Raw genomic sequence first — 25980 nt, 5'->3', positions numbered from 1 at the left:
ACATGATTACATGTGTATTAATTTCGAAGAGCGCCTTCTTTGGTGCCTGTCCGTTTCCAGTCGCATAACACTGTGATCAAGCTATCCATCGTTGCTTCCTCTGCCATCAGTGTAACCTTTAGTCCAGCGGCTTCTGCCGTTTTCGCTGTAACAGGCCCGATACACGCAACCTCCACATCTTTCAATAAAGGCAGTGGATCTTGCAACCCCATACGTTTCAACATACTCATGAAATTGGTAACTGTCGATGAACTTGTAAAGGTCACCGCATGAATACCACCTTCTTCAAGTAGCTTGAGTAGTTCGTCATCATCCTCACCAGCGAGGATCGTATCGTAGGTGATGGCTTCGGTGACCTGAAGCCCTCTTTCTCTCAACTGGTCACGTAACCACGTACGTGCAAGATCACCATGCGGAAGCAGTACTTTCTGGCCTTCCTTCAGCTCGCTTTCAAAAGCCTCAAGCATGCCTTCGGCCTGGAAAGGACCTTTGACAACTTCAGCTACGATGCCATGTTTGCGCAAAGCGTCCGCTGTGGAAGGTCCTACGGCAGTAATTCTCGCTTGATGAATCGAACGAATATCCTTGCCTTCCTGTTCCAGATGGCGGAAGAAAAACTCCACGCCGTTCACACTTGTGAAAAACACCCAGTCATAGGTATTTAAAGCACTGAAGGCGTCTTTGACACTTTGCTTGGCAGATTCACTGGACGGCATGACCGTCTCAATGACCGGAAACTCATACGGTTCGCCGCCGAGTTCCTCAATGCGATTCACCAGTTCACTCGCTTGACTGCGAGCACGGGTTACCAGAATTCGTTTGCCAAATAGCGGCAGCGCTTCTGCCCATTTCAATTGTTCCCGCTGATTGACAACATCTCCCACCACAATAACAGCTGGTGGTTGGAAATTGGCTGCGATCACTTTCGCTTCTATATCCTCAAGGGTACCTGTAAGGGTATCCTGTTCCGCTCGTGTTCCCCAACGAATCAGAGCTACCGGTGTTTGCGCTGGACGACCATGACGAATCAATTGTTCGCTGATATATCCAATTTTGGCAACCCCCATCATAAATACAAGTGTGCCCGTTGCATTCGTCACTTTATCCCAATGGATACTGCGATCAAGCTTGTCCGGACTCTCGTGCCCCGTAATAATAGAGATGGAAGATGCATAGTCACGGTGAGTCACAGGAATTCCGGCATACGCAGGTACACTTATTGCAGCGGTAACCCCAGGTACAATCTCAAACGGAATTCCGTTTTTGTGCAGCAAACCCGCCTCTTCGCCCACGCGTCCAAAGATAGTTGGATCGCCGCCCTTAAGCCGAACCACAACCTTGCCTTCAAGAGCCAGATCAACCAACAGTTGATTGATCTCTTCCTGTTTCATCGTATGCCGATCCGGGCGCTTGCCCACGTAAATCTTGACTGCGCCGGGTTTCATTTGTTTCAACAATCTCGGACTTGCCAAACGATCATAGACTACAGCATCGGCTTTCCCGATGGATTCCCACCCTTTTACCGTAATCAGCTTTGCATCCCCAGGACCTGCCCCTACCAAAAAGACCTTTCCCACCATGTCTTCATCCCCTAACTTCTGCCAGTATCTGCTCTGCACCCCGTTCGATCAATCTCCAAGCCACTTCTTCTCCCAGACGAACCGGGTCCTTGCCGATCATAGCTTCCTTAAGAATCAGTCCACCATCCGGTGTGCCGACCATACCTGTTAATTGTAACGTGTTTTCACCATTCAGGGAATCTGCATCTTGCTGAGGCACCCACACCGCATGAGCACCAATCGGAACCTGGCAGCCCCCATTTAATACACTGAGAAAACGGCGTTCCGCCTGTACAGGAAATGCTGTCTCGGGATCGTTATACAGCTGCAGTAAGTGCAACAGTTCCTCATCGTCTTCACGACATTCGATACCAAGCGCGCCTTGACCTACTGCCGGAAGGCAAGCTGTTTCCGTCAGGTACTCTGTGATCCGGTCTTCCCAGCCCATACGGTACAATCCTGCAGCTGCCAGAATAATCGCATCGAATCCTTCGGTCTCCAGCTTCCGCAGACGGGAATCAATATTGCCGCGAATCGATTCCAATTGCAAATCTGGACGATAGGCCTTTAATTGACTCGACCGGCGCAGACTGCTTGTTCCGACTCTAGCTCCTTCTGGCAGTTGATCTAGAGTAAGTCCACCATTGGAGATCAGCGCGTCCCGTGGATCTGCACGACGAGGAATAGCACCATTGATTAATCCTTCGGGTAACTCGGAAGGCATATCCTTCATACTATGCACAGCCATATCAATCGTACGATCAAGCATCGCCTGTTCAATCTCTTTGACAAACAGACCTTTGCCTCCCACTTTTGACAACGTTACATCCAGAATGAGATCTCCCTTGGTAACAATCTTATGTACTTCAAAGTCAAAAGCTAATCCTTCCCGCTCACAAATATCGCGTAAATCCTGAATGACATGACCTGTCTGGGTTAGCGCAAGCGCGCTCTGTCTACTTCCAACTTTAATTGTACGCATATCTACACTTCCTCCTGATTACGGGATATCCAGTCCCCGATTTCTTCTTCGGTCCACCACCGAAAATGGCCTGTACGAATATCTTCTAATATGTGCATTTCAGTTAATTGCCGAAGCAACGTACTTCTGAGACTTGAAGAAGATACGCGTGACTTCACCTCAGTCCTCATCTGGTGCAAAAACTCAAGGTACGTCTCATACTCATCACCGAACTGTCGTTCGAGTGTGGCACGTATCTCCGCAGCTGCTGCCGGTCCCGCTCCTGCTGTGGATATCGCTATACTTAATCTCCCACGCCTTACCACGCTTGGTGTAATAAAGCTGCTGTGCTCCGAAGACATTGCGTCATTCACCAATATGCCCGCAGCCTCCGCATCCCGAACCACAGTTGAATTGACCTCTGAATGGTCAGTCGCTGCATATACGAGAAAGGCCCCCCGCAAATCTCCATTGCGGTAGGACCGGTCTATCCATTGAATTCGGGATTCATGATGCAGTTGTTTTAATACGGGAGTAAGCTCCGGACTAATGACCGTAATCTGTGCCTCAGCATGCAGCAATCCCTTAATTTTACGTTCGGCAACACGTCCACCACCAACCACGCAGCATTTCTTGCCTGAAGTATTCACAAATATCGGCGTGTAACGGTCCATCCCCTTCACTCTCCCGTCCAACGATGAAACGCTGAATACGCATTGGATAAAAAACTTATAATGACAAATCCGTACCCGATCAGTGTCCATCTTGCCATGATAATTGTAGAGAACTGTTTCCTTCTCTTGGATACGAAGTACCCCACATAGATGGCTATAGCAAGACCTGTCGCAATAACTTTGAGATCCAAGAGTAGAATCCAGCGTCTTTCAGCCACAATGGATAATACGGCAAGCATTACAGAAACACCAAGGAGCGGTGTACCTATGAAATTAGCACCATCCATGTATTTGCCGATCACTTCCAGGCTTGGCATCCGTCGCATCGTATCATTCCACTTTTTTTTCTTCAACTTACGGTGCAGGAACAGATATAACATGGCAAATACCGTAGCAACGGTTAACGCCGCAAAACCAAGATTCGCCAAGGTAATATGCATAATGAGTAATCCATGTACCGTTTGCCAGTTATGCAGTGATATCTCTCCGGCCGTAAACCACAGTCGGTTTAATACCGTAACGGAAAAACCTACAACATTCAGCAACAAAATCACAAATTCGGAACGCTGGATGCGAGTCATGACGAGAGACATCAGCACAATACTGAATGAAAATATAAACAAAAAATCAAAGGTGGTATAGATCGGGAAATGGCCTTCAGTCCACATGCGCAATATGACATGCGTTACCTGCAATCCCCAAACAACGACAAGAAACCCTGTGCCTGTCCGCTTCGCCCCCGCATTGCGTCGAATGCAGTCCGAGAAATAGAACAGTAGGCTCAGGGCATACATATAGATTAGAGCTTCATAAACTTGTTCAGCAAGGGTCAAGCTGCCCACCCGCCTTATACGCCTGCCGGAGCATAAGCCGGCACGGGGTCTTGCCGGTTTTCGTTAAGGTGAGCGGCTGGTTTCGCCAGAGCTGTAGCATCACTCTGACTCACTTTTTCAGCGGCCATCTCTACTGCATCTTCGAGAGCGAAAATCTGAGTAAACATGCGCAGAGCTTCATCACCTTGCTTCGTGCCTGCCATTTCCTTAATCCGATTAATCGGATCTGTCGTCATTTGGTTCACAATACTCTTGGTCAAACGACGAATGACTTTACGTTGATGTTCATCCAGCTCAGGCAGTTTATTAAACAGGCTATCCATCGTTTCTTCATGAATGGAGACACCTTTTTCCTGCAAAGCTCGAATAACGGGACGAACACCCAACGTTTTGAGCCAATGGTAATAATCCTCCATCTCGAGCTCAATCATTCTCTCAATCTTGGCAGCTTCCACCTTACGCATCTCCAGGTTGCTCTCCACGATTCCTTCCAGATCATCAATGTCATAGAGAAATACGTTGGATAATTCACCAATCGCCGGATCAATATCGCGTGGAACCGCAATATCAATCAGGAACAATGGACGAGATTGACGACGCTTCATGCTCTCTCGTACCACTGCTGCATCCATGACATAACGTTCAGCTCCAGTGGAACTAATCACAATATCAACTTCATTCAGTCGATCTAATGCCTGTTCCATCGTACAAGGTGTCCCCCGGAACTTGGCTGCCAATTCTTCAGCTCTTGCGAGCGTGCGATTCGCCACGATGACCTCGGATGCCCCGTTGGCATAGAGATGTTTCACGGTTAGTTCACTCATCTTGCCGGCACCCAAAATGAGCACCTTCTTGTCTGTGAACATGCCAAAAATCCTCTTACCGAGTTCAACAGCAGCATAACTGACAGATACGGCGCTCTCCCCGATGGAAGTCTCCGAATGTGCCCGTTTGCCCAGCGTAACAGCCTGTTTGAACAGCATATTAAACCAGGTACCTGTTGATTTCTCTTCCTGCGCTTTAAGAAAAGCCTGTTTCACCTGTCCAAGAATCTGAGTCTCACCAATGACCATGGAATCTAGTCCGCAGATGACGCGGAACAAATGGCGCATGGCTTGATCATCTTCATATATATATAAGTGTTGCGTAAATTCTTCCCGTGGTACGTTAAACCATTGTTCCATGAATGTTCGAATAAAATAACCACACATGTGAAGACGGTCCACCACAACATACAACTCGGTACGGTTACATGTGGCTACGATTACACCTTCCAATACACTCTTGGTCAGCTTGAGCTGCTGCAGCGCTTCAGACAAATCCTTTTCTGCAAATGTGAATCGTTCCCTAACCTCTACAGGCGCCGTGCGATAATTCAAACCAACGACAACGATGTGCATTGCAAGTTCACCTGCCTAATAAATTTCCAATCAAAGTGCTTACTGCATATGTCTATCCATTTATGATTGACAAGGTTAATTATATCACACATCATAGCCGTGACCGGGTCATTTTTATGAAATGTTTATGAAATCACCATGTTCATCATCATATGCACTGTCATTTATTGTAGTGTCTCACCAAAGTTCACCGTTATGCGTTAAAAAGTGCCGATTATGAATATTCATAACGATACGCATATTAAAACAAATAGCCATGGAATTATTCCATGACTATTAGAGTTTGGGAGGTTATGTGTCCATCCCGATATGTGAACATTTGTGTGTATGCAATATACTTTTTATTTAAACCCGTTCAGTCTGGTTGTTCATGTCTGGTGTTTCAACTTGCAATTCGCCCAAACCACGTACCAACTTCTTTGCATACGTTTTTTCAGGCTTTAATACGGATACCAGGTAGTCAATAGCAAGCTGTGGATCTACAGTCTCCCCACAAGTGTAACAATCAATCGCTGCAAAACCTCTCTCAGGATACGTATGAATGGAGAGATGACTCTCAGACAATAGTACAAGTACGGTCGCTCCCTGTGGATCAAACTGCTTGGATTGTACGGACATCACTGTCGCGCCACATGCCTCTGCTGCTTCAACCATTTGGGCTTCCAGATACTCTGCATTGTTCAGTAGATTAAAGTCAACACCCCAAGTATCAACAGCAACGTGTCTTCCGAAAGTTGAATATTCCATCCTTCGGTTCCCCCTTCCTAGGAATAAAATGTTTGAAAAATTTCATCCGCTAGGACCTACGTCATTCACTTCCCGAGGGAAAAATCTCTCGCAACATATAATGTCCTGAGTGAATCCTGGTTCCTATTTTGTTTTCAACGAGATTAAAAATAACATTGAATCAGAGTGAAATCAACCCTTTTCCAGAAGATTGTAAAATAAATATTTCCAATTCGGAATATTCCATCTCACATCAAAAAATCCCCCTGCAACCTCCACATTGGCGAGTGCCACTGCACGGAAGATACAAGGGAATTCATTATATACATATACGTTTATAAACATACAATTTTAAGTTAATAAGCTTCAAGCTCAAACAACCGTTTTTGATGACGAGCAAGGGTCTCATCAATCTGATGGAGCTGATCAGCAGTCGCATCTTTTCTAGTGTCCAGTAGTGAATCGATCTCGGCATACACACGGTTGATTTCGCGTTCTACATCTCTGGCCTGGAACAGATGTTGCAATTCAAGCAACGTATTTTTGTATTCATAGATCACTCGGGTGTTCTCCCCGGTCTTCTCCACAATTTTGCGGACAGTGCCTTGAGCATAAACATACGTCATGGTGAACCCTTTATAGATCCGATGAACGACCCCGTCACCCTTAAAAGTCACAAAGAGCTTCCGGACAACGTTGGTCAGATGCAGATTCACCAGGCGGCAAGATAATTCACAGATATAAAACCCTTCTATGCGGTCAAAAGGGAAATGCACTTCTTCTCCACTTACATCCCCCAGCACAACCTCCTGACAACCATTGTCCAACACCTTAACCCGGTGATGAAGCCTGCCGTCTTCTGTCATGCGCAAAAACTGATGCATCTGGGGTTCTGACAATTTCATAGTGGCCTTAACGTACTCTGTGGCTAACCGCTGAGCCATACAAATCCCTCAATTCTTTCCCGATTGTTTTGCCTTCCTGCACATGTAGCAGTCATCTCAAAATTCTTCAGGCCGGCACGGCCGGTAATTTTGGTACTGTTGGCAATATGCACCTATGCTCATTATACACTACCCTAACGTTATTTTTCTCCAGACCCAGATGATGAATTCTCACGAAATCCCTTAAAAAACCGGATTAATCTGGATCTCATCAAAGATTCATTTAGCATGCTCACTTTCCTGCACTAAAACGGTATACTATCTCGGTTATCCGTTAATTTCGTTGCTTTCTTCCTCATCAGAAGCACCCTCTGCATCCAGCACTGGTGCATACTTATCTATGCGGGCATGGCGGGTAATGATGTCCCATAACTCTTCTTTCCCCAATCCCTCTTCGGATGAAAACGGCACAAACAAATCCCCTGAACGAAGACCCAGTGATTCCTTAATGACTTTGATATATTTGGCTCTGCGTGTTTTTGGAATCTTGTCCATCTTGGTTGCTACAACAACCAAAGGCAGTCCATTATGACGAAGCCATTCGTTCATCATCTTGTCCTCTTTGGACGGTTCATGTCTCATATCAACCATCTGCATGACCAGTTTCAATTCCTCGCGTCCCAACAAGTATTTCTCCATCATTTTACCCCAGGCAAAGCGTTGCTCTTTGGAAACTTTAGCGTAGCCATATCCCGGGAAATCGACGAAGTAGAGATCCTGATTAATTTTATAATAGTTGAGTTGCTGTGTCTTACCCGGTGTAGAGCTCGTCCGAGCCAAATTTTTACGATTAATCAAACGGTTGATCAGGGAAGATTTTCCCACATTGGAGCGTCCCGCCAAAGCAATCTCTGGCAGACCGTCCTCGGGGTATTGTTCAGGCCGAACGGCACTGATAATAAATTCAGATTGATTTACTTTCATATTGTATCTTTCCTCTCTTGAACGCCTGTGCTATGCATCACCTGTTGAAGGTATTATGCCATGGATTGTTCTATCATACCAAAAAAACCGTTCCAGCGGACGCCGAAGCCTCCGCAGAACGGTCTACTCTTCATACGAACCTTTCGGATACGTGGATTACAGGTGAATTCCTGTCTGCTCAACAAGTGCATGCTGCAATACCTGATCCATATGGGCTACAGGGACAAACTCCACATCTTCCTTGATGCTGTCTGGAATGTCACGCAGGTCCCGTTCGTTATCCTTAGGCAATAATATTTTTTTATAGCCGGCACGATGGGCCGCCAATGATTTCTCTTTCAGACCACCGATCGGCAGCACACGTCCACGCAGTGTTATTTCACCAGTCATCGCGATATCCTTGGACACATGTTTGTTCGTCAAGGCTGAGATTAACGCTGTTGCCATCGTAATCCCGGCAGATGGACCATCCTTCGGAATCGCTCCTTCCGGAACGTGGATATGGATATCGTTCTTCTCATGGAAGTCAGGCGAAATTCCAAGCTGTGTAGCTTTGGAACGGGTGTAACTGAATGCGGCTTGTGCCGATTCCTTCATGACATCCCCCAGTTTACCTGTGAGAGTCAATTTACCTGTTCCAGGCACAACAGTCACTTCAATGATAAGGGTATCTCCACCCACTTCAGTCCACGCCAGACCCGTTACGGTACCAATCTGATCTTCCAGTTCGGCCATACCATAACGGAACTTGCCAGGTCCAAGGTAGTCTTTGATCTCATCGGATGAGATGTTAATCTGACCTTCCACACCCGATACGATGTTCTTGGCAGCTTTCCGGCACAACGAAGCCATCTGCTGTTCCAGATTACGCACACCTGACTCCCGTGTATATTCACGAATTACACGCAACAACGCGTCATCCGGGATTTCCAATTGCTCTTCTTCCAAACCATGGTCCTGCTTCTGTTTGGGCAACAAATAGTTTTTCGCAATTTGTTGCTTCTCCAGTTCCGTATAACCAGGGATGTTGAGCATTTCCATCCGATCCAGCAATGGACGCGGAATATTGTGTACCGTGTTGGCAGTTGTTATAAACATAACGTTGGATAAGTCAAACGGCAATTCTACAAAATGATCACTAAACGTATTATTTTGTTCCGGATCAAGTACCTCAAGTAACGCTGCGGAAGGATCTCCGCGGAAGTCTGAAGCCATCTTATCAATCTCGTCCAGCAGGAATACCGGATTGAGTGAACCTGCCGTTTTCATCCCTTGGATGATACGCCCAGGCATAGCCCCTACATAGGTTCGTCGGTGACCACGAATCTCGGCTTCATCCCGCACGCCGCCAAGAGATATTCTTACAAACTCCCGACCTAGCGATCTGGCGATCGAACGAGCAAGTGATGTTTTACCGACCCCTGGAGGTCCAACCAGACAGAGAATTGGCCCTTTGAGCTTCTTGACGAGCTTCTGGACAGCCAGATATTCAAGCACACGTTCTTTCGGCTTTTCCAGTCCGTAATGATCTGCATTGAGCACATCTTCGGCTTTTTGGATATCCAGATCATCCGCTGTCATCTGACTCCAAGGAAGGCCAAGCAGCCAATCCACGTAGTTGCGAATGACTCCGCCCTCGGCTGAACTTGCAGGCATTTTCTCCAGTCGATCAATTTCTTTCTCGACCTTTTCTTTCACCTTGTCCGGCAAGCCGAGTTCTTCCATCTGAGTGCGAAGTTCCTCGACCTCACCCGCACGGCCTTCTTTTTCACCCAGTTCTTTCTGGATCGCTTTCATCTGCTCGCGCAAATAATATTCCTTCTGCGTTTTCTCCATCTGTTTCTTCACACGTTGGCTGATCTTGCGTTCAAGCTCCAGCACTTCGCGCTCATTGTTCAGGATATCCAGCAATTTCTCCAGACGTTCCCGAACGTCGATGGTCTCCAGAATTTCCTGTTTATCCTTGATCTTCAAGGACAGGTGACTCGTGATGACATCGGCCAGACGCCCTGGTTCTTCGATGTCAGACACCGCTGCGAGTGTCTCTGGTGTCACTTTTTTGGACAGATTAATATAATTCTCGAACTGGTTCAGAACGGTACGCATCAAGGCATCCGTCTCCGGATGGGTATTCTCCTCTTCAGGCAGCTCTTTAGCCAGTACTTCATAATATTCCTCGTTGTCCGTATATTCAATAATTTCAGCCCGTTCCAAGCCTTCAACGAGTACACGAATCGTACCGTTCGGAAGCTTCAGCATCTGTCTGACCTTGGCCACGGTTCCGATTCTGAAAATGTCCTCTTGTGTTGGTTCTTCAATATTTACTTCGGCTTGGGAACATAGGAGAATCAGATGTTCTTCTACCATCGCTTTTTCTAAAGCCTTGACCGATTTCTCCCGGCCCACATCGAGATGCAGTACCATACTCGGGTAGACGAGAAGTCCTCTTAAAGGCAGTAAAGGAAAACGACGACCTTTCGCTTTGCTCGGTCCCATCGCTTTCGCACCTCCAATGGCTCTCAGGTTGTAGTCATTCATTATTCTATCAAATGTTCACATAAAAAACCAATGAAGGGAAGCGCTTAGCAGCTTCCCGAATCTGTAACCTGTCCTGGACGAGGCACGTCCGCACGCAAATAGGAAGCGGATGCCGGCGGAAAAATCTCCGGTGCAGGTGCAACTGTCTCCTCTGCAAGCTTCGTTTGTTCCATCTGTTGTGATTCCGGGACCCAGGCGAACACTTCACGGAATACGTCCTGTACCGTATCTACCGGGATAACGCGCAAGCCATCCAGATTCTCAAAAATGGACTGCCAGTTCTCCGCAGGAATAATAACGGTCTTCGCTCCTGCCTGAAAGGCAGCCTCCACCTTGGCTAGCACGCCACCGATAGGCTTAACCCGACCATGAATACTGATCTCGCCAGTCATCGCTGTCTCATGATCCACAGGACGCCTCTGAATGGCTGATGTAATGGCAGTCGCCATGGCGATCCCGGCGGATGGACCGTCAATAGGCGTCCCACCTGGGAAATTCACGTGTAAATCGTAATCATTCGGACGAATACCCATGGCTTTTAATACGGTTAACACATTTTCAACCGAGCCTTTGGCCATACTTTTTCGCCGGAGTGTACGCGAACCGCCTCCAATCTCTTCTTCATCCACAACGCCTGTAATGTTGATTCGGCCTTGATCTTTAAGAGCCGGAACAGCAGACACTTCGATCTCCAAAATGGTTCCCATATTCGGTCCATATACCGCCAAGCCGTTAACAAAACCCACCTGTGGCTCTGAAGGGACCTTCCGGTCAGGCCGTGGCTGGATCTGGCTGCTACCCGCCACCCACTCCACATCGGATGCCTGAAGCGTCTCACGCTTCTCTGTCAGCGCAAGTCCAGCAGCCAGCTGGATGATATTGACCGCTTCACGTCCATTGGTTGCATATCGCTTGACCACATCAACGGCATCCGGACATGGACTGAACCCTATTTTCTGGACAGCATCCTCTGCAATTCGCCCAATCTCCTCAGGCAACAAAGGTCGGAAATAAACTTCCATGCAGCGGGAACGCAAAGCTGGTGGCAGTTCATGAGGCGAACGTGTCGTTGCTCCAACCAGGCGGAAATCGGCCGGCAGGCCATTTTGAAAAATATCGTGGATATAAGCAGGAGTATGCGTGTCTTCCGAGTTATAGTACGCACTCTCCAAAAACACCTTGCGATCCTCCAATACTTTCAACAGCTTATTCATCTGAATCGAATGTAATTCACCAATTTCATCAATAAAAAGCATTCCCCCATGCGCTTTCGTCACAGCGCCCGGTTTTGGTTGGGGAATACCAGCAACGCCCATAGCTCCTGCTCCCTGATATATCGGATCATGAACCGAACCAATTAAGGGGTCCGCAATACCACGTTCATCAAAACGGGCTGTTGTTGCATCCAACTCCGTGAATTTCGCGTCTGGCTTGAAAGGAGATGTTGGATTCTTCTTAGCCTCTTCCAAAACGACCCTTGCCGCAGCTGTCTTCCCGACTCCGGGAGGGCCATAAATGATAACATGTTGCGGATTAGCACTACACAAAGCAGCTTTAAGGGCACGCAGCCCGTCTTTTTGCCCAACAATATCGTTAATGGTAGCTGGACGCGTCTTCTCCGACAACGGCTTGGTGAGTGAGATTGAACGCAACTTACGCAGCTTCTCCATTTCCTTGCGAGATTCTCGCTCAACGGCACTGCGGTTCGTTTTCTGACCACGCAGTAGGTTCCAGAAATACAAACCAATCACCACTCCAAAAAATAACTGAATCAACATGATGACCATACCAAATTCCATGTCTTCACATCCTCCTATTTTGTCGCTATTCTCATATGAGATCATGCTAATACTTGGTAGTATAGCCTTTTCAACGCGACGTAAACGGGCGATACGGAATTTGTATGCGAGAAAATAAAAAGCCCGCCATCGCTGGCGAGCTTTTGTTATAACAAGATATGAATCAATCAGTGCGAACGACCAGGAATAACACCTGTCTCTTCGTAGGCTTCGACGATTTTGTCGATCTCTTTTTTTAATTCCTCAACCATGATTTCTTCAGGCACTTTACGAATCATCTTACCATGACGGAACAAGAGACCTTCTCCACGAGCACCGGCTATGCCGATATCCGCTTCTTTGGCCTCACCTGGACCATTAACCGCACAACCCAACACCGATACTTTAATCGGCACCTTCAGTTTGGAGATATACTCTTCCACTTCGTTGGCAATGGAGAACAGGTCGATATCCAAACGTCCACACGTTGGGCAGGAGATCAATGTAGCTGCATTTGTGATGAGTCCAAATGTTTTGAGCAGATCACGAGCGACCTTAATTTCTTCTACCGGGTCCGCACTCAGTGAGATCCGCATCGTAGAACCAATACCCATAGACAATAAGGCTCCCATACCTGCGGAGCTTTTGATTGTACCGGAGAACAGTGTACCTGCTTCGGTAATCCCGAGATGCAACGGATACGGAATGATTTGAGCTGCTTTGGTATATGCCTCAATTGCCATCGGCACATCCGATGCTTTGAGAGACACGATGATATCATGGAAATCAAGCTCTTCCAAAATACCAATGTGATACAATGCACTTTCTACCATAGCATCTGCCGTAGGATACCCATACTTCTCAAGGAGATGGTTTTCCAAAGAACCCGCATTTACTCCAATCCGAATCGGAATGCCGCGGTCTTTACAAGCCTTAACCACTTCTTCCACTTTTGCACGTTTACCGATGTTACCTGGATTAATCCGAACTTTATCGATGCCGTTCTCAATCGCAAGTAAAGCCAGCTTATAGTTGAAATGAATGTCCGCTACGAGCGGTATATTAATGCGTTTTTTGATTTCCTTGATGGCTGCGGCAGCTTCCTCATTATTCACCGTTACACGTACCACTTGACAGCCCGCTTCTTCCAGTCGCAGAATCTCTGCAACCGTTGCTTCAACGTCTGCCGTTTTGGTTGTACACATACTTTGGATAATGACTTCGTTACTGCCACCGATCGTTACGTTTCCCACTTTCACGGGACGTGTATCCTGTCTTAAATACATGAGTGATTTCTCTCCCCACAACGTCAAAGCTCCACCCTGACAGAGACAAAAATTCGCCTTCTGCCAAAGTGGAGAACTGACAAGTCTATATTTCAGAGTTCAACGGGATTGAGGCCTATATCAGGCGCTCTCTTCCTGCTTATCGTCCTTCGATTGGCTTAGTTCAGGCACGACTCTTTTCTCAACAACTTCCTCGGTAATGACACAGTTCGTAACATCTTCACGTGAAGGCACTTCATACATGATTTCCAGCATGATACCTTCAATGATGGCACGCAATCCACGTGCACCTGTGTTACGTTTAATTGCTTCTTTTGCAATCGCAAGCAATGCAGCTGGTTCAAAGACCAGATTCACATTATCCAGTTCAAGCAGTTTTTGGTACTGTTTGGTAAGCGCGTTTTTTGGTTCGGAAAGAATCCGTACCAGCGTATCTTCATCCAACGGCTCCAAAGTGGAGATGACTGGCAGACGGCCTACAAATTCCGGAATCAGACCAAATTTCAGCAAATCTTCCGGCAATACCATACCCAGGTATTCACCTGGTTTCAGATCTTTTTGCTCAGAAACGGTATTAAAGCCAATGACTTTTTTACCGATCCGGCGTTTGATCATTTGCTCCAGACCATCAAAGGCACCGCCGCAAATGAACAGGATGTTTGTTGTATCGATCTGAATGAATTCTTGATGAGGGTGTTTACGGCCACCTTGTGGTGGTACAGAAGCCACAGTTCCTTCAAGAATTTTCAAGAGAGCCTGTTGCACACCTTCGCCCGATACATCACGAGTAATGGATGGGTTTTCGGATTTACGCGCTACTTTATCAATCTCATCGATATAAATAATGCCACGCTCTGCTTTTTCCACATCATAATCAGCAGCTTGAATCAGTTTGAGCAGGATGTTCTCTACATCCTCACCTACATAACCCGCTTCTGTTAATGACGTAGCATCCGCAATAGCAAAAGGAACATTCAAAATTTTTGCCATCGTTTGCGCAAGCAACGTTTTACCAGAACCTGTTGGTCCTAACAGCAAAATGTTACTCTTTGACAATTCAACGTCTTCGATCTTGCTTTGCGTGTTGATCCGTTTGTAGTGATTATACACCGCAACAGACAATGATTTTTTCGCTTGTTCCTGTCCAATAACATATTGATCCAGAATATTACGAATTTCTTTTGGTTTCGGAATATCTTTCAGGTCTACTTCTTCATCATGACCAAGTTCTTCCTCAACGATTTCGGTGCAAAGTTCGATACATTCATCACAGATGTACACGCCTGGTCCAGCGACCAACTTGCGTACCTGCTCCTGAGATTTACCGCAAAAAGAGCATTTCAACTGCCCTTTCTCATCGTTAAATTTAAACATGAAACCACCCCTTTAGGAATTGATCGGTCTACTGAGCACCTGGTCAATAATGCCGTACGTCTTAGCTTCTTCAGCGCTCATGAAGAAGTCACGGTCGGTATCCCGCTCAATTTTCTCAAGAGGCTGACCCGTACGATCGACGTATATTTGATTCAGTTTCTGACGTGTTTTAATAATCCATTCTGCATGTATCTTAATATCCGCAGCCTGTCCTTGAATGCCGCCAAGCGGCTGATGAATCATTACTTCGCTATTTGTCAGCGCATATCTCTTGCCAGGTGCACCGGCTGTCAGCAATAACGAGCCCATGCTTGCTGCCATCCCTACGCAAATGGTAGATACATCCGGCTTGATAAATTGCATCGTATCGTATATACCCATCCCTGCGGTGACAGAACCACCAGGTGAGTTAATGTACAAGCTGATATCCTTCTCAGGATCGTCGGCTGCCAAAAACAAAAGCTGTGCTATGACAAGATTGGCTGCATCGTCATCAATCGCACTGGTTAGAAAGATAATGCGATCTTTCAGCAAACGTGAATATATATCGTAAGACCGCTCGCCTCGATTGGTTTGTTCTATAACCATTGGCACCAGACTCATGAGACCAACCTCTTTTCTACATGTAATTAGACATAGGCCACCTGTAAAGCAAACCCAAATTCATTCTAACACTTTCCTGTGACAATGTCATTTTTCACAAGAGGGGTGAGACATCAATTTGTTTACTTTTTTAGCCTGATCATATTTAACCATGTTTTCTATGTATGTGCAAATTGAAGCCATCCTATGCCGTCTTGCCGTTTTTTATTTGCATGAAGTACATAGGTATGTAAAAAGTGTACGCGGATCAATAAAATTAGTGTTCATCCATATAATTACTTCATTTTCTATAAAATGGATGTCATAATTTAAAAATAAGGCACGCAATAATTCACGTGCCTTATCGTTTATTCAACTGACAAGTTGATAACAGCTTGTCTTATTTTTCGTCAGCTTCTGCAACAACTTCTTCAGCTGGAGCTTCAACCGGTTCAACAACTGTGCTGTTCTCAAGGAGAACATCAATCGTTTTACGCAGTTTAACTTCATCGCGAAGGCTGTCCAAGGAACCATTACCTTCGAGGATGCCACGGATCTCATCAGCAGGACGCTTGTAAGATTCAGCCATTTTCTCGAGTTCTTGATTCACTTCTTCGTCAGATACTTCAATGTTTTCCGCTTTACCTACAGCTTCAAGCACCAGGTTGTTGCGAACACGTTTGGAAGCATCTTCTTGCATTTGCCCTCTCAGGTCAGCTTGAGTCTGGCCAGAGAAGCTCAGGAACATTTCAAGGTTCATACCTTGGTTACGCAGACGGTTGTCGAAATCACGCATCATGTTTTGTACTTCGCTCTCAACCATTGCAGCAGGAATGTCCACTTCAGCGTTTTCAGCCACTTTTTCTACAACTGCATTTTCTTGTGCAGCTTTGGCTTCGTCAGCTTTGCGGGATTCCAATTGTGTTTTCAGGTCAGCTTTGTACTCTTCAAGTGTGTCGAATTCGCTAACATCTTTAGCAAACTCATCATCCAATGCAGGAAGTTGTTTGCGTTTGATTTCGTGAATTTTCACTTTGAATACCGCTTGTTTGCCAGCAAGTTCTGCTGCATGGTAGCTCTCTGGGAAAGTCACTTCTACGTCTTTGAAGTCACCTGTGGACAGACCCACAACTTGCTCTTCAAATCCAGGAATGAATGTGTTGGAACCCAGTTCCAGGGAATAACGCTCAGCTTGTCCACCTTCGAAAGGTACACCATCAACGGAACCGTCGAAGTCGATTACTGCAACGTCGCCGTTAGCAGCGGAACCTTCGTCGATTACAACGAGTTCAGCGTGACGTTGTTGAAGACGCTCAAGTTCTTCAGTCACTTCTGCTTCAGTTACTTCACCTTTTGCTACAGCAACTTCGATTCCTTTGTACTCACCAAGAGTAACTTCAGGTTTCACAGTTACTTTTGCTTTGAACTTGAATGTTTGTCCTTTAGCAAATTGTTCAACATCTACGTCAGGACGATCAACCGGGAAGATATCCGTTTGGTCGATTGCTTCTGTATAAGCTTCAGGAAGCAAAATGTCGATTGCTTCTTGATAAAGGCTCTCTACACCAAAACGTGCTTCGAAAATGGAACGTGGTACTTTACCTTTACGGAATCCAGGTACGTTTGCTTGTTTAACCACTTTATTAAAAGCTTTGTCGAGTGCTGCAGTTACACGATCTGCATCCACTTCAACCTCAAGAACCCCAAGGTTCTTCTCTATCTTTTCCCAAGTTGCTTTCATTGTATACTTTCCCCTCCAAAATTCACATGTTCACGTAGGCAATCACGTACAAAATAACCATTTTAGTATAAACAAGATTAGATTCTTTTTCAAGGGGAATCCCTTGATACAGTTTAAGGAAAACGTTTCCGGCCTCGATTAACCATCCAAACCGGCAGATACAAACTGTTTCATGGAACGATAAGCCTGCTCCAGTCGAAAGCGCATCGCGCCTGTCACAGCATACATTGAGCGGGTATTTTCCTCATCATGCGAACCACCCAGACTGTCTGCAACGGTCATATGTAGAGCTGCTGCCCATATATCTGTCATGGAATCATTTTCTTCCAGCATCGATACATAATCACGGGTTCCATACACCGCCATGACATATTGTATCCACAGTTCCTGGGCAAAATAAAAGAGCGTAGGTTCATGAACCTCCGTCTGATCTGCCACTCGTTCCAGAATCTGAACAATTTGGAGCGGGAATTCCTCTGGTCTAAGAGGCACGGTGTCGATCTCGACTTCAACCTGCTCTTCGCCTCTCGTAAACAGGATCATACCTTGAACACCTCGGCGACGCAAGGTTTGCAGCACCCGAAATTGAAGCAGAGGGTGAAGCGACTTATCTTTTAACCAACTGGTAAGAGCCTCGTCAATCTTCGGCAGATCAAGATAGGCCAACTGCTCCAAAGCCAGCATCGTCTGTTCAGACAGCGGCTCTTCCATTACTGTGCGAAGCATCTTATCTGCATAACCATCATCCTGTTCAAGCTTCATTCGGGCATGCTGCCGTGCCATGTCCTCCTCACTAATCTCTTCTTCCTCTTCTCGTTCTTCAAGAACGGCAGGCGAGGTTTCTTCATATTGAGGAAACGCAGCCTGAAGCCATTCGAGCAGGGCCCGCCATTCATCGTAATGGCGCTCTTCCTGTCCCTGACATTGCAGCAAAAAGTGAAGCAATTTCATCGCTTCACCATACCGTTCATTTTCAAGCATAACTGTCAATTGAATCTGGTAATAGTCCAGCGTCTTAGGAAACAGCACAATATTGTTGTTATGCTCGGTTTCCGGGGTCGTGGATTCCTTAATGGGAGCACCTCCTCTATATCCTGAATCTCCAGTCGGAATCAACATAAATAGATGTATATATTAAAACGATTGTTGATCTATTTTCTGAGTTCTCCTGATATTCTAACATAACCTTAAATATAATGAAAAAAACGTTACTGCCGCCAAATATCATATACGAAAAATAGTTTAAAATAAAATGCTTGATATTCCTGTATGCATATGATAAAATCAATTTTGCTTGAAAAAATTCATGTCTCAGTAGCTCAGCTGGATAGAGCAACGCCCTTCTAAGGCGTCGGTCGGGGGTTCGAATCCCTCCTGGGACGTATTAAAAAGAAACTTCCTTCGGGAAGTTTTTTTGCGTTCTGGGGATCCCCAACGGTTTGTCGGAGCATTCACTTCGTTAGCACCACTTCGCAGTCTCGACTGCAAGGAGAGTATCCCTCCTGGGACGTATAAAAAGAAGCTTCCTTCGGGAAGCTTCTTTTGCGTTCTAGGGATGAGAACCCCAACAGTTCGTCGGAGCATCCACTTCGTTACATGCTCTATGTCGCTGTATTGGAGCGCACGCATTTGATCACTCTATAAGCAACACGTTGAAGTATCGATATTCTAACGAACATAGGACACTTTATTTGCTCCAAATTCAGCATTGTGGAATTCTAACGAATCTGAGAGAGCTTATTTCGCCTTCCGGGGTGTTAACTCACTTATCTGCACTTCATAGCCTGATTAACGTCGCTGAGGTTCGTTAGAATTTGAAAATAGCCGTTTTACCCATTATAAGACCACGTGGATTCGTTAGAGTTCACAGGGTAGTCAAGGCACCCATTGTCGATTGGGTGTTTTTTCATTTCATTGCTCAATATTGACATAGAATGTTATGCTTACCCAGTGGGTAATGTAACAATCCATACATATTAACTTCTTAGGAAACAGGAGATTTTATCAATGTCATCTTCAATACAGCAACACTCATCTATCCATACTGAGGAAGAACATTCTTCGACATCAAAAAGATTCGGCCTGTTATTAGCAGGCATTATCGTCATCGCCGCTACCATGAGGTCACCGATCACCGCAACCGGTCCCGTCGTGGAGATGATCCGCTCAGATACAGGTATCGGCCATACGATGGTCGGGCTTCTGACCTCACTTCCTTTGCTCGCCTTTGCAGCAGTCTCTCCTTTTGCACCACGTCTTGCCAAACGTTTAGGACTCGAATCTGCTCTGCTATTGGCTGTTATGATCGTAACCATTGGGGTGGCCTTACGCTTGTTGCCTTCCGTTCTTTCCTTATATGCAGGAACCGCAATTTTGGGGTGCGGCATTGCATTAAGCAACGTGCTTTTGCCAAGTTTGATCAAACGTGATTTTCCATTACGGGTAGGTATCGTCACCGGATTATACTCTGTATCCATGAACATATTTGGCGCCATCGCCTCAGGTGTGAGTGTGCCCGTAGCAGGAGCCACATCTATGGGTTGGCGTGCTTCGTTAGGCATGTGGGCCTTGTTGTCCATATTGGCGCTTCTCTTGTGGCTCCCCCAGATCGCCGCAGGACGTCAGCGAATGTTATTCATAGCCACACAGAGTGAAGGGACACCTGTACGTCTACGGACCTCTTCCCTGGCCTGGTTCATTACTTTATTTATGGGTCTTCAATCTCTAATATTCTATACAACGATTACCTGGCTTCCCGAGATTCTCGCTGAGCAAGGATTCAGCCCCACCTCAGCAGGGTGGATGCTCTCCCTAATGCAGATGGTTAGTGTACCGGCTACCTTTATCGTTCCAATCCTCGCCGGCCGAACGCGAGATCAGCGTGTTCTAACCGCGATTACGTGCTCTTCTTTAATTGTCGGGTATGCTTTATTGTTAAGTGGCATCGCTTCGCTCGTTACCATTGGTGTCACGTTGGCAGGAATAGGCGCTGGAGCTTCATTTGGAATGGTAACGATGTTCTTCGTCCTTCGCACAAAAGATGCCAGACAAGCTGCCAGCCTGTCCGGTATGGCCCAGTCCTTCGGATATATGCTAGCGGCAATTGGACCTTTACTGTTCGGTATGCTTCATGACTGGACAAAAGGATGGACCCTGCCGTTGCTAATACAGGTCATTCTGGCCATCGCTTTGCTAATCGCAGGGATTCAGGCCAGCAAAAATAGAATGATCGGTTAGTCATACAATTCATTTATAAAAAAAACAAAACGGCCTCCATCCTGCAAATCAGGATGGAGGCCGTTTATGCATAGAACAATTCCTTCATTAATTGAATCCATTTTAATCAATTTCAATGAGGAATGAACTTACTTCACTTTTACCTTAATCGTGTCTGTGCTGGTAACACCGCCTGCGTTAATTAACTCTGCCCGATACGTATACGTGCCCGATGTTTTCCCGGACAGTGTAGTCACAGCACTTTGTGCATAAGGTGTAGCCGAACGGAGTTCTTGCGTATCGATCAACTTATCATTTTCATAGAGACGATACTCTGTAGCGTTGGTCCCCCACCACAGGTTCATGGTCACCTTATAATTGCCATCGCCATCCCAGTTATCGTGAGAAAGAACCGCTTTGCCTGGCGTTGCGTTGGTAACCCGAACAGTCAACGTCTGACTACGCGTTGTTCCCTTGTCGTTGGTCAGCTCAGCCACGTACGTATACGTGCCATTGGCTTTGCCCGTGATCTTCGTCTGAGCAAACTGCGCCCAAGGTGCGTTGTAAGTCAGCTTTTGTGTATCAACCAAAACCCCGTCCTCATATAACTTGTAGCTAGTTGCGTTCTCGCCCCACCACAGGTTCATTGTAACGATATACGCGCCCTCTGGTAAGCCGTTGCCTACCCAGTTATTGTGAGACAATACAGGCGTACCTGGGGCCTTGGTTGCCGGAGTTTCAGGTTCGGTCTCCACGGCTTCCAATTTCAGTGCCGTATTGGCTGTACCCGAAAGCCCCTGTTGGTCTTTTACTGTAAGTTCAACAGCATACTCGCCTGCTTCAATTCCCTCCAAAGAAAGGTTGAAGGTACCATCAGCTTGTACTTCAAAGACTCCTTCTTTATAAACCGATCCATCCTCTTTTTTCACAACATACGTTGCTTCCAGAGAAGCGGCCGGATCAAACGTGATGTCCCATCCGCTGGCAAGCGCAGGAGCTACACGGAAGTACAAGTCTTCCACGCTACCGTTAAGGACAGCAGACTCATCCTCTTTGAACTCCAACGCTTCTGGTGCAGTTACAGCCGGAGCTGTCTTTTTCACCAAAAATGGCGAAGTGTCTTCCTTATAGGTTTTGCCGTCCGTACCAATAGTAGTGATGTCTACGGTATATAAACCATCCGGAATCTCAGTCACTTCATCGGTTGTGTAATCTGCATATGAGCCGTCCCAAGCAAGGTTGTATCTTGCATTGGCATTGAAGTTAAAATAGTTACCAAAGATGGAGCCGATATAACCATCTTGATAATATCCACCTTCCGGATTAAGACCATCATAGATCTCAATCAGGGCAAAAGTCATTGGATTATAGAATTCCATCGCTACATTAAGGGTATCCAACGTACCATCAGCCTTCAATGGATAGTGGAATGGATTTTTTTCAGTGCCTTTTACGGTTTCAATATATTTAACCCCACTCAACGTAACGTTGAAATGAGCAACATATGGCACAGTAAAAGTATTGGTTCCGTTTGAGAATTCAATGTATCCTTGTGCTTCTGTAGTCGCAGTAACCCCTCTTGGAACGGTGATTGTTACTGCAAGTTCTTCCTCACCATTCAGTGTGAAGGAACTCTTGTCTACCGCAACGGATACACCAGCGACGTTACGAGTTGGATTCACATTTACGGTGTAATCCCCGCCACTACCATTCAGCGCTTCAACTTTAATCGTTTTGGTAATCGTCTTTTCATCTGTACTTAAGAAATTACCGTAGTTGATACTTCCGGTGATATTCTCCTTTTCAACAACAGAGCCACTTTCTGTGTATTGAGTCACATCAAGCACTTTGACAAAAGCAGCAGGATCAATGGTGTTGACAGCCTGAATACGGCCAGCACCTTGATCAAATACATCAAACTTGGTTGTATCCAGCACTTTACTATTGTTCATCAGTGCAACTTTGATATCAAATGGTGTCCATTCCGGATGCTTCTCGATCAGCAACGCAATCAAACCTGCTACATGAGGTGTAGCCATACTTGTACCTGATTTACGATCATAAGCTTGTGCGTAATCTGCGTCTGGCTCATCCTTGCCGTACGCAGGAATGGTAGACAAAATGCTTGTACCTGGTGCAACAATATCCGGTTTGATATCCAGCGTTACCTTTGCAGGTCCACGTGAACTGGATGAACTCATTTCATCGCCCGGAGTTTGGGAACGTTCAAAATCACTAAAGCTCACTTCAACGGCTTGGCCTGCGTCCAGCTCAGCCTTGATCACATCTCCATCTTCCTTGGACATGCTCAGTGTTGGAATAAGTTCAAAGTTATCTCCCAGACTTACACCGATTGGACCGGGAATGTTGTTATATACAATAACAGCCAAGGCTCCGGCTGCTTTAGCATTGGCGATTTTCTCTACAAATGCGATTTCACCACGCTGTATTAATGCCACTTTACCTGTAAGATCCTTACCTTCAAAATCAGTTGGCTTACCCAGTGCTCCATATTCAAGCTCATATTTCCCTGTCAAAACAGTTTCAGGGTCTGCTGACAGGCTCCATCCCATCAGATCCAGACGGTAAACCGACTCTGTAATAGCCAGTGGAGCTTCAGTCGGAGCAATTACAGACTCTTCTTCCACAGGAGTAGCTTCAGGAGAAGCTTCAACAGGTGCAGAAGGTGATGCAGATGGAGTATTCTCTTCTGTTGTAACCTCTTCTACATTCGGAACTTCAGCTTCGTTAGAAACTGTGTCCTCCACAGCCGATGCACTTTCCTCATCAGCAGTTGCGGGTACATCTTGCTCTGAACCTTCAGGCTCTTCTGTTCCAGGTGCCGTACCCAGTTCAGGAGATTGTTCAACCTCTGGCACCGGTTGTTGTTCAGGTTGTGCCTCTTCGCCTTCCTCACCAATCCAGAAGTGAGTATCGGCTGTAATCAGCTGGCTAGGTCCTGTAGAGTTACCTACCGTAATGGCCATTGCAGACGCACCCGGAGAACCGAGTGTATAACGGTTAGGTCCACTGTTACCACTTGCTACAACCGCTGTCACACCAGACAACATCGCATTGTTCAGGGCAACCGAAGTAATATAACTCGGGTCGTTGGCGGCGTTACCTAACGAGAGATTAATTACGTCCATGCCATCTTGAACAGAACGATCAATTCCGCCGAGTACCCATGAGGTTTGACCACTACCATACGGTCCAAGTACACGGTAAGCATAGATATCTGCTTCAGGAGCCACACCAACAATACCGTAGTCCCCTGCTTCGCGAGCAGCAACGGTACCCGCTACGTGCGTACCGTGAGATGTGTAATAGGCGCTTCCAGTAGCATTGAACTCAGGTTCACCCGAAGCTTTCCATTCTTGATATGTCGCTTCATACGGATCATTGTCGTTTCCAACAAAGTCCCATCCGCCTTTGTAAGCATCCTGCAAATTAGGATGTTCATAGTCAATCCCTGTATCAATGACTCCGACTTTAATGCCATTTCCTTTGTAACCCAGATCCCATACTTCAGGTGCACCAATAAAAGGCGCTGTGTCTTTCATGTATGGGTTCACTTCATCTGTCTCTGGCGCTATTGTAACTTCAAGGTCAGGATATACGCTGACCACGCCAGGTATTTGAAGCAATTGTCCCACCTGGTTTCCTTTAAGCTCAATCGCTACACCATTCAGGGCATATGCATATTCTTCCAATACTTCATGTTTGATTTTCTTCTGAGTGAGGCTATGTACAAATGACTGTTGTTGTTGCTCAACTTGAGTCACAGCCTTTGTTTCCATAGAGGAGGTAAAAGATTTTCCGGAGAGGGTTGATTCACCTTGCGCTACTGCAACAGGTTTATTGGAAAGCTCAACGATCACTCGGGTGTTCTCGCCACCCAGACCTTCCAAGCTTTTATCCAAAAATGGATCTGCGGCAAGTTTTGCTTCCCGTCCTGCAAGAATCTCTCTCCATTGTTTGGCTTCGGCTGTACTGGGTAAGTTGTCAAGCTGAATAACTGAATCTGTGGGAGCGGCTCCAGCCGCGGGGAGAATAATGGAAAAGACCATCAGAACACTTAATAACGTCGATATCAATCGTTTACTCAAGGCTTTGCCCCTCCTTTTAAATGTGAATACGTCACCAAATGATGGGTTCCTGCTGTGTTTGTGCGTACTGCAATACACACTCCAATTTCACCGCCTTTCTGCAAGAAGATTGACCCTTGGTAAATTATTCTATCAAAATACCACATTTTCCTTCTAATTACTTACAAATATGATATAGAAATTACTTATATGGGTCTTGAGTATGATAAAAATATCCATTTGTAATTATTTGTCGTTTGAATATTTCATTTTTAAAATAATGCATCAAAAAAAGACCAAGAGCCTCTTTATCCGAAAGAGGCTCTTGGTGTATAGGGGAAGCGTAATTAGTATACAAAGAATCACGATAATTCGTTTAACATCGATAAAAATTGCTACATGTCACAAAATTCTACTTGATTCTGGCTTCACGGCTTCAATACGCAGGCGCTTGTAATCGGCATACATCGCATCTTCTTTCCAAAGGTGAGGCATCACGATTTGACTGGTTTCATGGCATATTTGTTGTATCTCTTCATGACTGAGACCTGCAAAATAGTCGCCTCCAAAATGAGCCAACCAGCCTACTATACCCTGCTCACCATCTGCCAGTCTGGTAGGACGGTCATAGTGATAGGCATGACGCACCATAAATCCACTTTGCTCTAAAATATGGCTATATTCTCCGATCGAAGGAAAATACCAAGGATTGCGTTCCGATGCACGAATGCCCGTGTTTCGCTCCATAACCTGCTCTAATGCATTCACAATGGTCTGCACGTTCCCTTTACCACCAAATTCTGCTACAAAACGCCCTCCGGGCTTCAACGATTTCCATATACTATCCACCACTAATCGCGGGCTTCGCATCCAGTGCAGGGCTGCATTGGAGAAGACGGCATCATATAGTCTATTCGTCTCAAACTGATGACCGTCTCCTTCCACGAACTCAAGTTCAGGGAATTTCTTCCTCGCACGGCGAATCATGTCCGTCGATGCATCCATACCAATAACTTCAGCTTCGGCCAGAGAAATTTCATGCGTCAAATCCCCCGTCCCGCAACCCAGATCAAGAATGTATTCCCCTTTTTGGGGTTGAAGCCACGAGATCAGATTTTTGCCGTATCCGGACACAAAAGCCAGTTTGTTGTCATACTCATCTGGTTGCCATTGATTTAATGATTTCATGGATACCACCGTCGCTTTCGTTATTGATATCCTCATTGTGGCATAGAATTATTTATTATTTAAATATATAAATTCTATATTGTTTATAGGTATAACCAATAAAAGCGCTAACGAAGCGGATGCTCCAACGAACCATTGGAGGGTTCTCTTCCCCTGAACGAAAAACAA

Annotated in this window: 18 protein-coding genes and 1 tRNA gene; 2 read left to right on the top strand and 17 right to left on the bottom strand. The window is 46.0% G+C overall.

The features are described from left to right. Positions 1 to 17: 17 nt before the first annotated feature. From cobA to MKY28_RS02165, 15 genes are all read right to left on the bottom strand, one after another. Positions 18 to 1580: a uroporphyrinogen-III C-methyltransferase gene (cobA, locus tag MKY28_RS02235; protein ID WP_340028524.1), complete on the bottom strand. Its 1563-nt coding sequence runs from the start codon at positions 1578 to 1580 to the stop codon at positions 18 to 20. A 4-nt stretch (positions 1581 to 1584) separates the two neighbouring features. Continuing rightward, on the bottom strand, positions 1585 to 2541 hold the full coding sequence (gene hemC, locus MKY28_RS02230) for a hydroxymethylbilane synthase (protein WP_036605896.1): 957 nt from the start codon (positions 2539 to 2541) through the stop codon (positions 1585 to 1587). A gap of 2 nt (positions 2542 to 2543) precedes the next feature. Further along, complete coding sequence (locus MKY28_RS02225) at positions 2544 to 3194, bottom strand: precorrin-2 dehydrogenase/sirohydrochlorin ferrochelatase family protein (RefSeq protein ID WP_127548251.1); 651 nt, start codon at positions 3192 to 3194, stop codon at positions 2544 to 2546. Positions 3195 to 3199: 5 nt separating this feature from the next. Beyond that, on the bottom strand, positions 3200 to 4027 hold the full coding sequence (ccsA, locus tag MKY28_RS02220) for a cytochrome c biogenesis protein CcsA (RefSeq protein ID WP_036605894.1): 828 nt from the start codon (positions 4025 to 4027) through the stop codon (positions 3200 to 3202). Positions 4028 to 4041: 14 nt separating this feature from the next. Next, positions 4042 to 5427 carry a glutamyl-tRNA reductase gene (hemA, locus tag MKY28_RS02215; protein ID WP_036605893.1) on the bottom strand — a complete coding sequence of 462 codons (1386 nt, stop codon included), beginning with the start codon at positions 5425 to 5427 and terminating at the stop codon, positions 4042 to 4044. 345 nt (positions 5428 to 5772) lie between these two features. Next, positions 5773 to 6174 carry an adenosylmethionine decarboxylase gene (gene speD / locus MKY28_RS02210; RefSeq protein ID WP_036673526.1) on the bottom strand — a complete coding sequence of 134 codons (402 nt, stop codon included), beginning with the start codon at positions 6172 to 6174 and terminating at the stop codon, positions 5773 to 5775. Positions 6175 to 6509: 335 nt separating this feature from the next. After that, positions 6510 to 7097: a hypothetical protein gene (locus MKY28_RS02205; protein ID WP_036605891.1), complete on the bottom strand. Its 588-nt coding sequence runs from the start codon at positions 7095 to 7097 to the stop codon at positions 6510 to 6512. 267 nt (positions 7098 to 7364) lie between these two features. Next, a complete protein-coding gene (yihA, locus tag MKY28_RS02200) occupies positions 7365 to 8021 on the bottom strand; it encodes a ribosome biogenesis GTP-binding protein YihA/YsxC (protein ID WP_100527752.1) in 657 nt (218 codons plus the stop codon). Positions 8022 to 8177: 156 nt separating this feature from the next. Continuing rightward, positions 8178 to 10517 carry an endopeptidase La gene (gene lon / locus MKY28_RS02195; protein WP_036605889.1) on the bottom strand — a complete coding sequence of 780 codons (2340 nt, stop codon included), beginning with the start codon at positions 10515 to 10517 and terminating at the stop codon, positions 8178 to 8180. Between the two features lie 86 nt (positions 10518 to 10603). Then, positions 10604 to 12358, bottom strand: a complete 1755-nt coding sequence (gene lonB / locus MKY28_RS02190; RefSeq protein ID WP_340934661.1) for an ATP-dependent protease LonB — start codon at positions 12356 to 12358, stop codon at positions 10604 to 10606. 167 nt (positions 12359 to 12525) lie between these two features. Next, on the bottom strand, positions 12526 to 13623 hold the full coding sequence (gene ispG / locus MKY28_RS02185; protein WP_017692591.1) for a flavodoxin-dependent (E)-4-hydroxy-3-methylbut-2-enyl-diphosphate synthase: 1098 nt from the start codon (positions 13621 to 13623) through the stop codon (positions 12526 to 12528). 120 nt (positions 13624 to 13743) lie between these two features. Continuing rightward, entirely contained in the window at positions 13744 to 14997 is a 1254-nt protein-coding gene (gene clpX / locus MKY28_RS02180) for an ATP-dependent protease ATP-binding subunit ClpX (RefSeq protein ID WP_036605887.1), read from the bottom strand. Positions 14998 to 15009: 12 nt separating this feature from the next. Continuing rightward, entirely contained in the window at positions 15010 to 15600 is a 591-nt protein-coding gene (gene clpP, locus MKY28_RS02175; RefSeq protein ID WP_340934658.1) for an ATP-dependent Clp endopeptidase proteolytic subunit ClpP, read from the bottom strand. A 379-nt stretch (positions 15601 to 15979) separates the two neighbouring features. After that, positions 15980 to 17320, bottom strand: a complete 1341-nt coding sequence (gene tig, locus MKY28_RS02170) for a trigger factor (protein WP_338706911.1) — start codon at positions 17318 to 17320, stop codon at positions 15980 to 15982. A 138-nt stretch (positions 17321 to 17458) separates the two neighbouring features. Further along, positions 17459 to 18439 carry a hypothetical protein gene (locus MKY28_RS02165; protein ID WP_370511445.1) on the bottom strand — a complete coding sequence of 327 codons (981 nt, stop codon included), beginning with the start codon at positions 18437 to 18439 and terminating at the stop codon, positions 17459 to 17461. 189 nt (positions 18440 to 18628) lie between these two features. On the opposite strand from MKY28_RS02165, the gene MKY28_RS02160 reads away from it, so the two are divergent. Further along, a tRNA-Arg gene (locus MKY28_RS02160) sits at positions 18629 to 18702 on the top strand. A 625-nt stretch (positions 18703 to 19327) separates the two neighbouring features. After that, a complete protein-coding gene (locus tag MKY28_RS02155) occupies positions 19328 to 20557 on the top strand; it encodes a CynX/NimT family MFS transporter (RefSeq protein ID WP_047841195.1) in 1230 nt (409 codons plus the stop codon). Between the two features lie 128 nt (positions 20558 to 20685). Here the strand turns inward: MKY28_RS02155 and MKY28_RS02150 are convergent, their stop codons facing one another. Both MKY28_RS02150 and MKY28_RS02145 read right to left on the bottom strand, forming a co-directional pair. Continuing rightward, a complete protein-coding gene (locus MKY28_RS02150; RefSeq protein ID WP_340934653.1) occupies positions 20686 to 24645 on the bottom strand; it encodes a S8 family serine peptidase in 3960 nt (1319 codons plus the stop codon). 381 nt (positions 24646 to 25026) lie between these two features. Then, positions 25027 to 25812, bottom strand: a complete 786-nt coding sequence (locus tag MKY28_RS02145) for a class I SAM-dependent methyltransferase (protein ID WP_340934650.1) — start codon at positions 25810 to 25812, stop codon at positions 25027 to 25029. Between the last annotated feature and the right edge of the window lie 168 nt (positions 25813 to 25980).

Source organism: Paenibacillus sp. FSL R5-0473 (assembly GCF_038004565.1).
Classification (GTDB): domain Bacteria; phylum Bacillota; class Bacilli; order Paenibacillales; family Paenibacillaceae; genus Paenibacillus; species Paenibacillus amylolyticus.
Note: the sequence above shows the minus strand (reverse complement) of the source record. Positions and strands in the feature narration are given on the sequence as shown.

Coding starts and splice junctions, on each gene's coding strand:
- MKY28_RS02145 (WP_340934650.1), bottom strand. CDS start 25,812: ATGAAATCATTAAATCAATGGCAACCAGATGAGTATGACAACAAACTG.
- clpP (WP_340934658.1), bottom strand. CDS start 15,600: ATGAGTCTGGTGCCAATGGTTATAGAACAAACCAATCGAGGCGAGCGG.
- MKY28_RS02155 (WP_047841195.1), top strand. CDS start 19,328: ATGTCATCTTCAATACAGCAACACTCATCTATCCATACTGAGGAAGAA.
- cobA (WP_340028524.1), bottom strand. CDS start 1,580: ATGGTGGGAAAGGTCTTTTTGGTAGGGGCAGGTCCTGGGGATGCAAAG.
- speD (WP_036673526.1), bottom strand. CDS start 6,174: ATGGAATATTCAACTTTCGGAAGACACGTTGCTGTTGATACTTGGGGT.
- MKY28_RS02165 (WP_370511445.1), bottom strand. CDS start 18,439: ATGTTGATTCCGACTGGAGATTCAGGATATAGAGGAGGTGCTCCCATT.
- hemC (WP_036605896.1), bottom strand. CDS start 2,541: ATGCGTACAATTAAAGTTGGAAGTAGACAGAGCGCGCTTGCGCTAACC.
- yihA (WP_100527752.1), bottom strand. CDS start 8,021: ATGAAAGTAAATCAATCTGAATTTATTATCAGTGCCGTTCGGCCTGAA.
- lon (WP_036605889.1), bottom strand. CDS start 10,517: ATGGGACCGAGCAAAGCGAAAGGTCGTCGTTTTCCTTTACTGCCTTTA.
- clpX (WP_036605887.1), bottom strand. CDS start 14,997: ATGTTTAAATTTAACGATGAGAAAGGGCAGTTGAAATGCTCTTTTTGC.
- hemA (WP_036605893.1), bottom strand. CDS start 5,427: ATGCACATCGTTGTCGTTGGTTTGAATTATCGCACGGCGCCTGTAGAG.
- lonB (WP_340934661.1), bottom strand. CDS start 12,358: ATGGAATTTGGTATGGTCATCATGTTGATTCAGTTATTTTTTGGAGTG.
- MKY28_RS02205 (WP_036605891.1), bottom strand. CDS start 7,097: ATGGCTCAGCGGTTAGCCACAGAGTACGTTAAGGCCACTATGAAATTG.
- MKY28_RS02225 (WP_127548251.1), bottom strand. CDS start 3,194: ATGGACCGTTACACGCCGATATTTGTGAATACTTCAGGCAAGAAATGC.
- tig (WP_338706911.1), bottom strand. CDS start 17,320: ATGAAAGCAACTTGGGAAAAGATAGAGAAGAACCTTGGGGTTCTTGAG.
- ispG (WP_017692591.1), bottom strand. CDS start 13,623: ATGTATTTAAGACAGGATACACGTCCCGTGAAAGTGGGAAACGTAACG.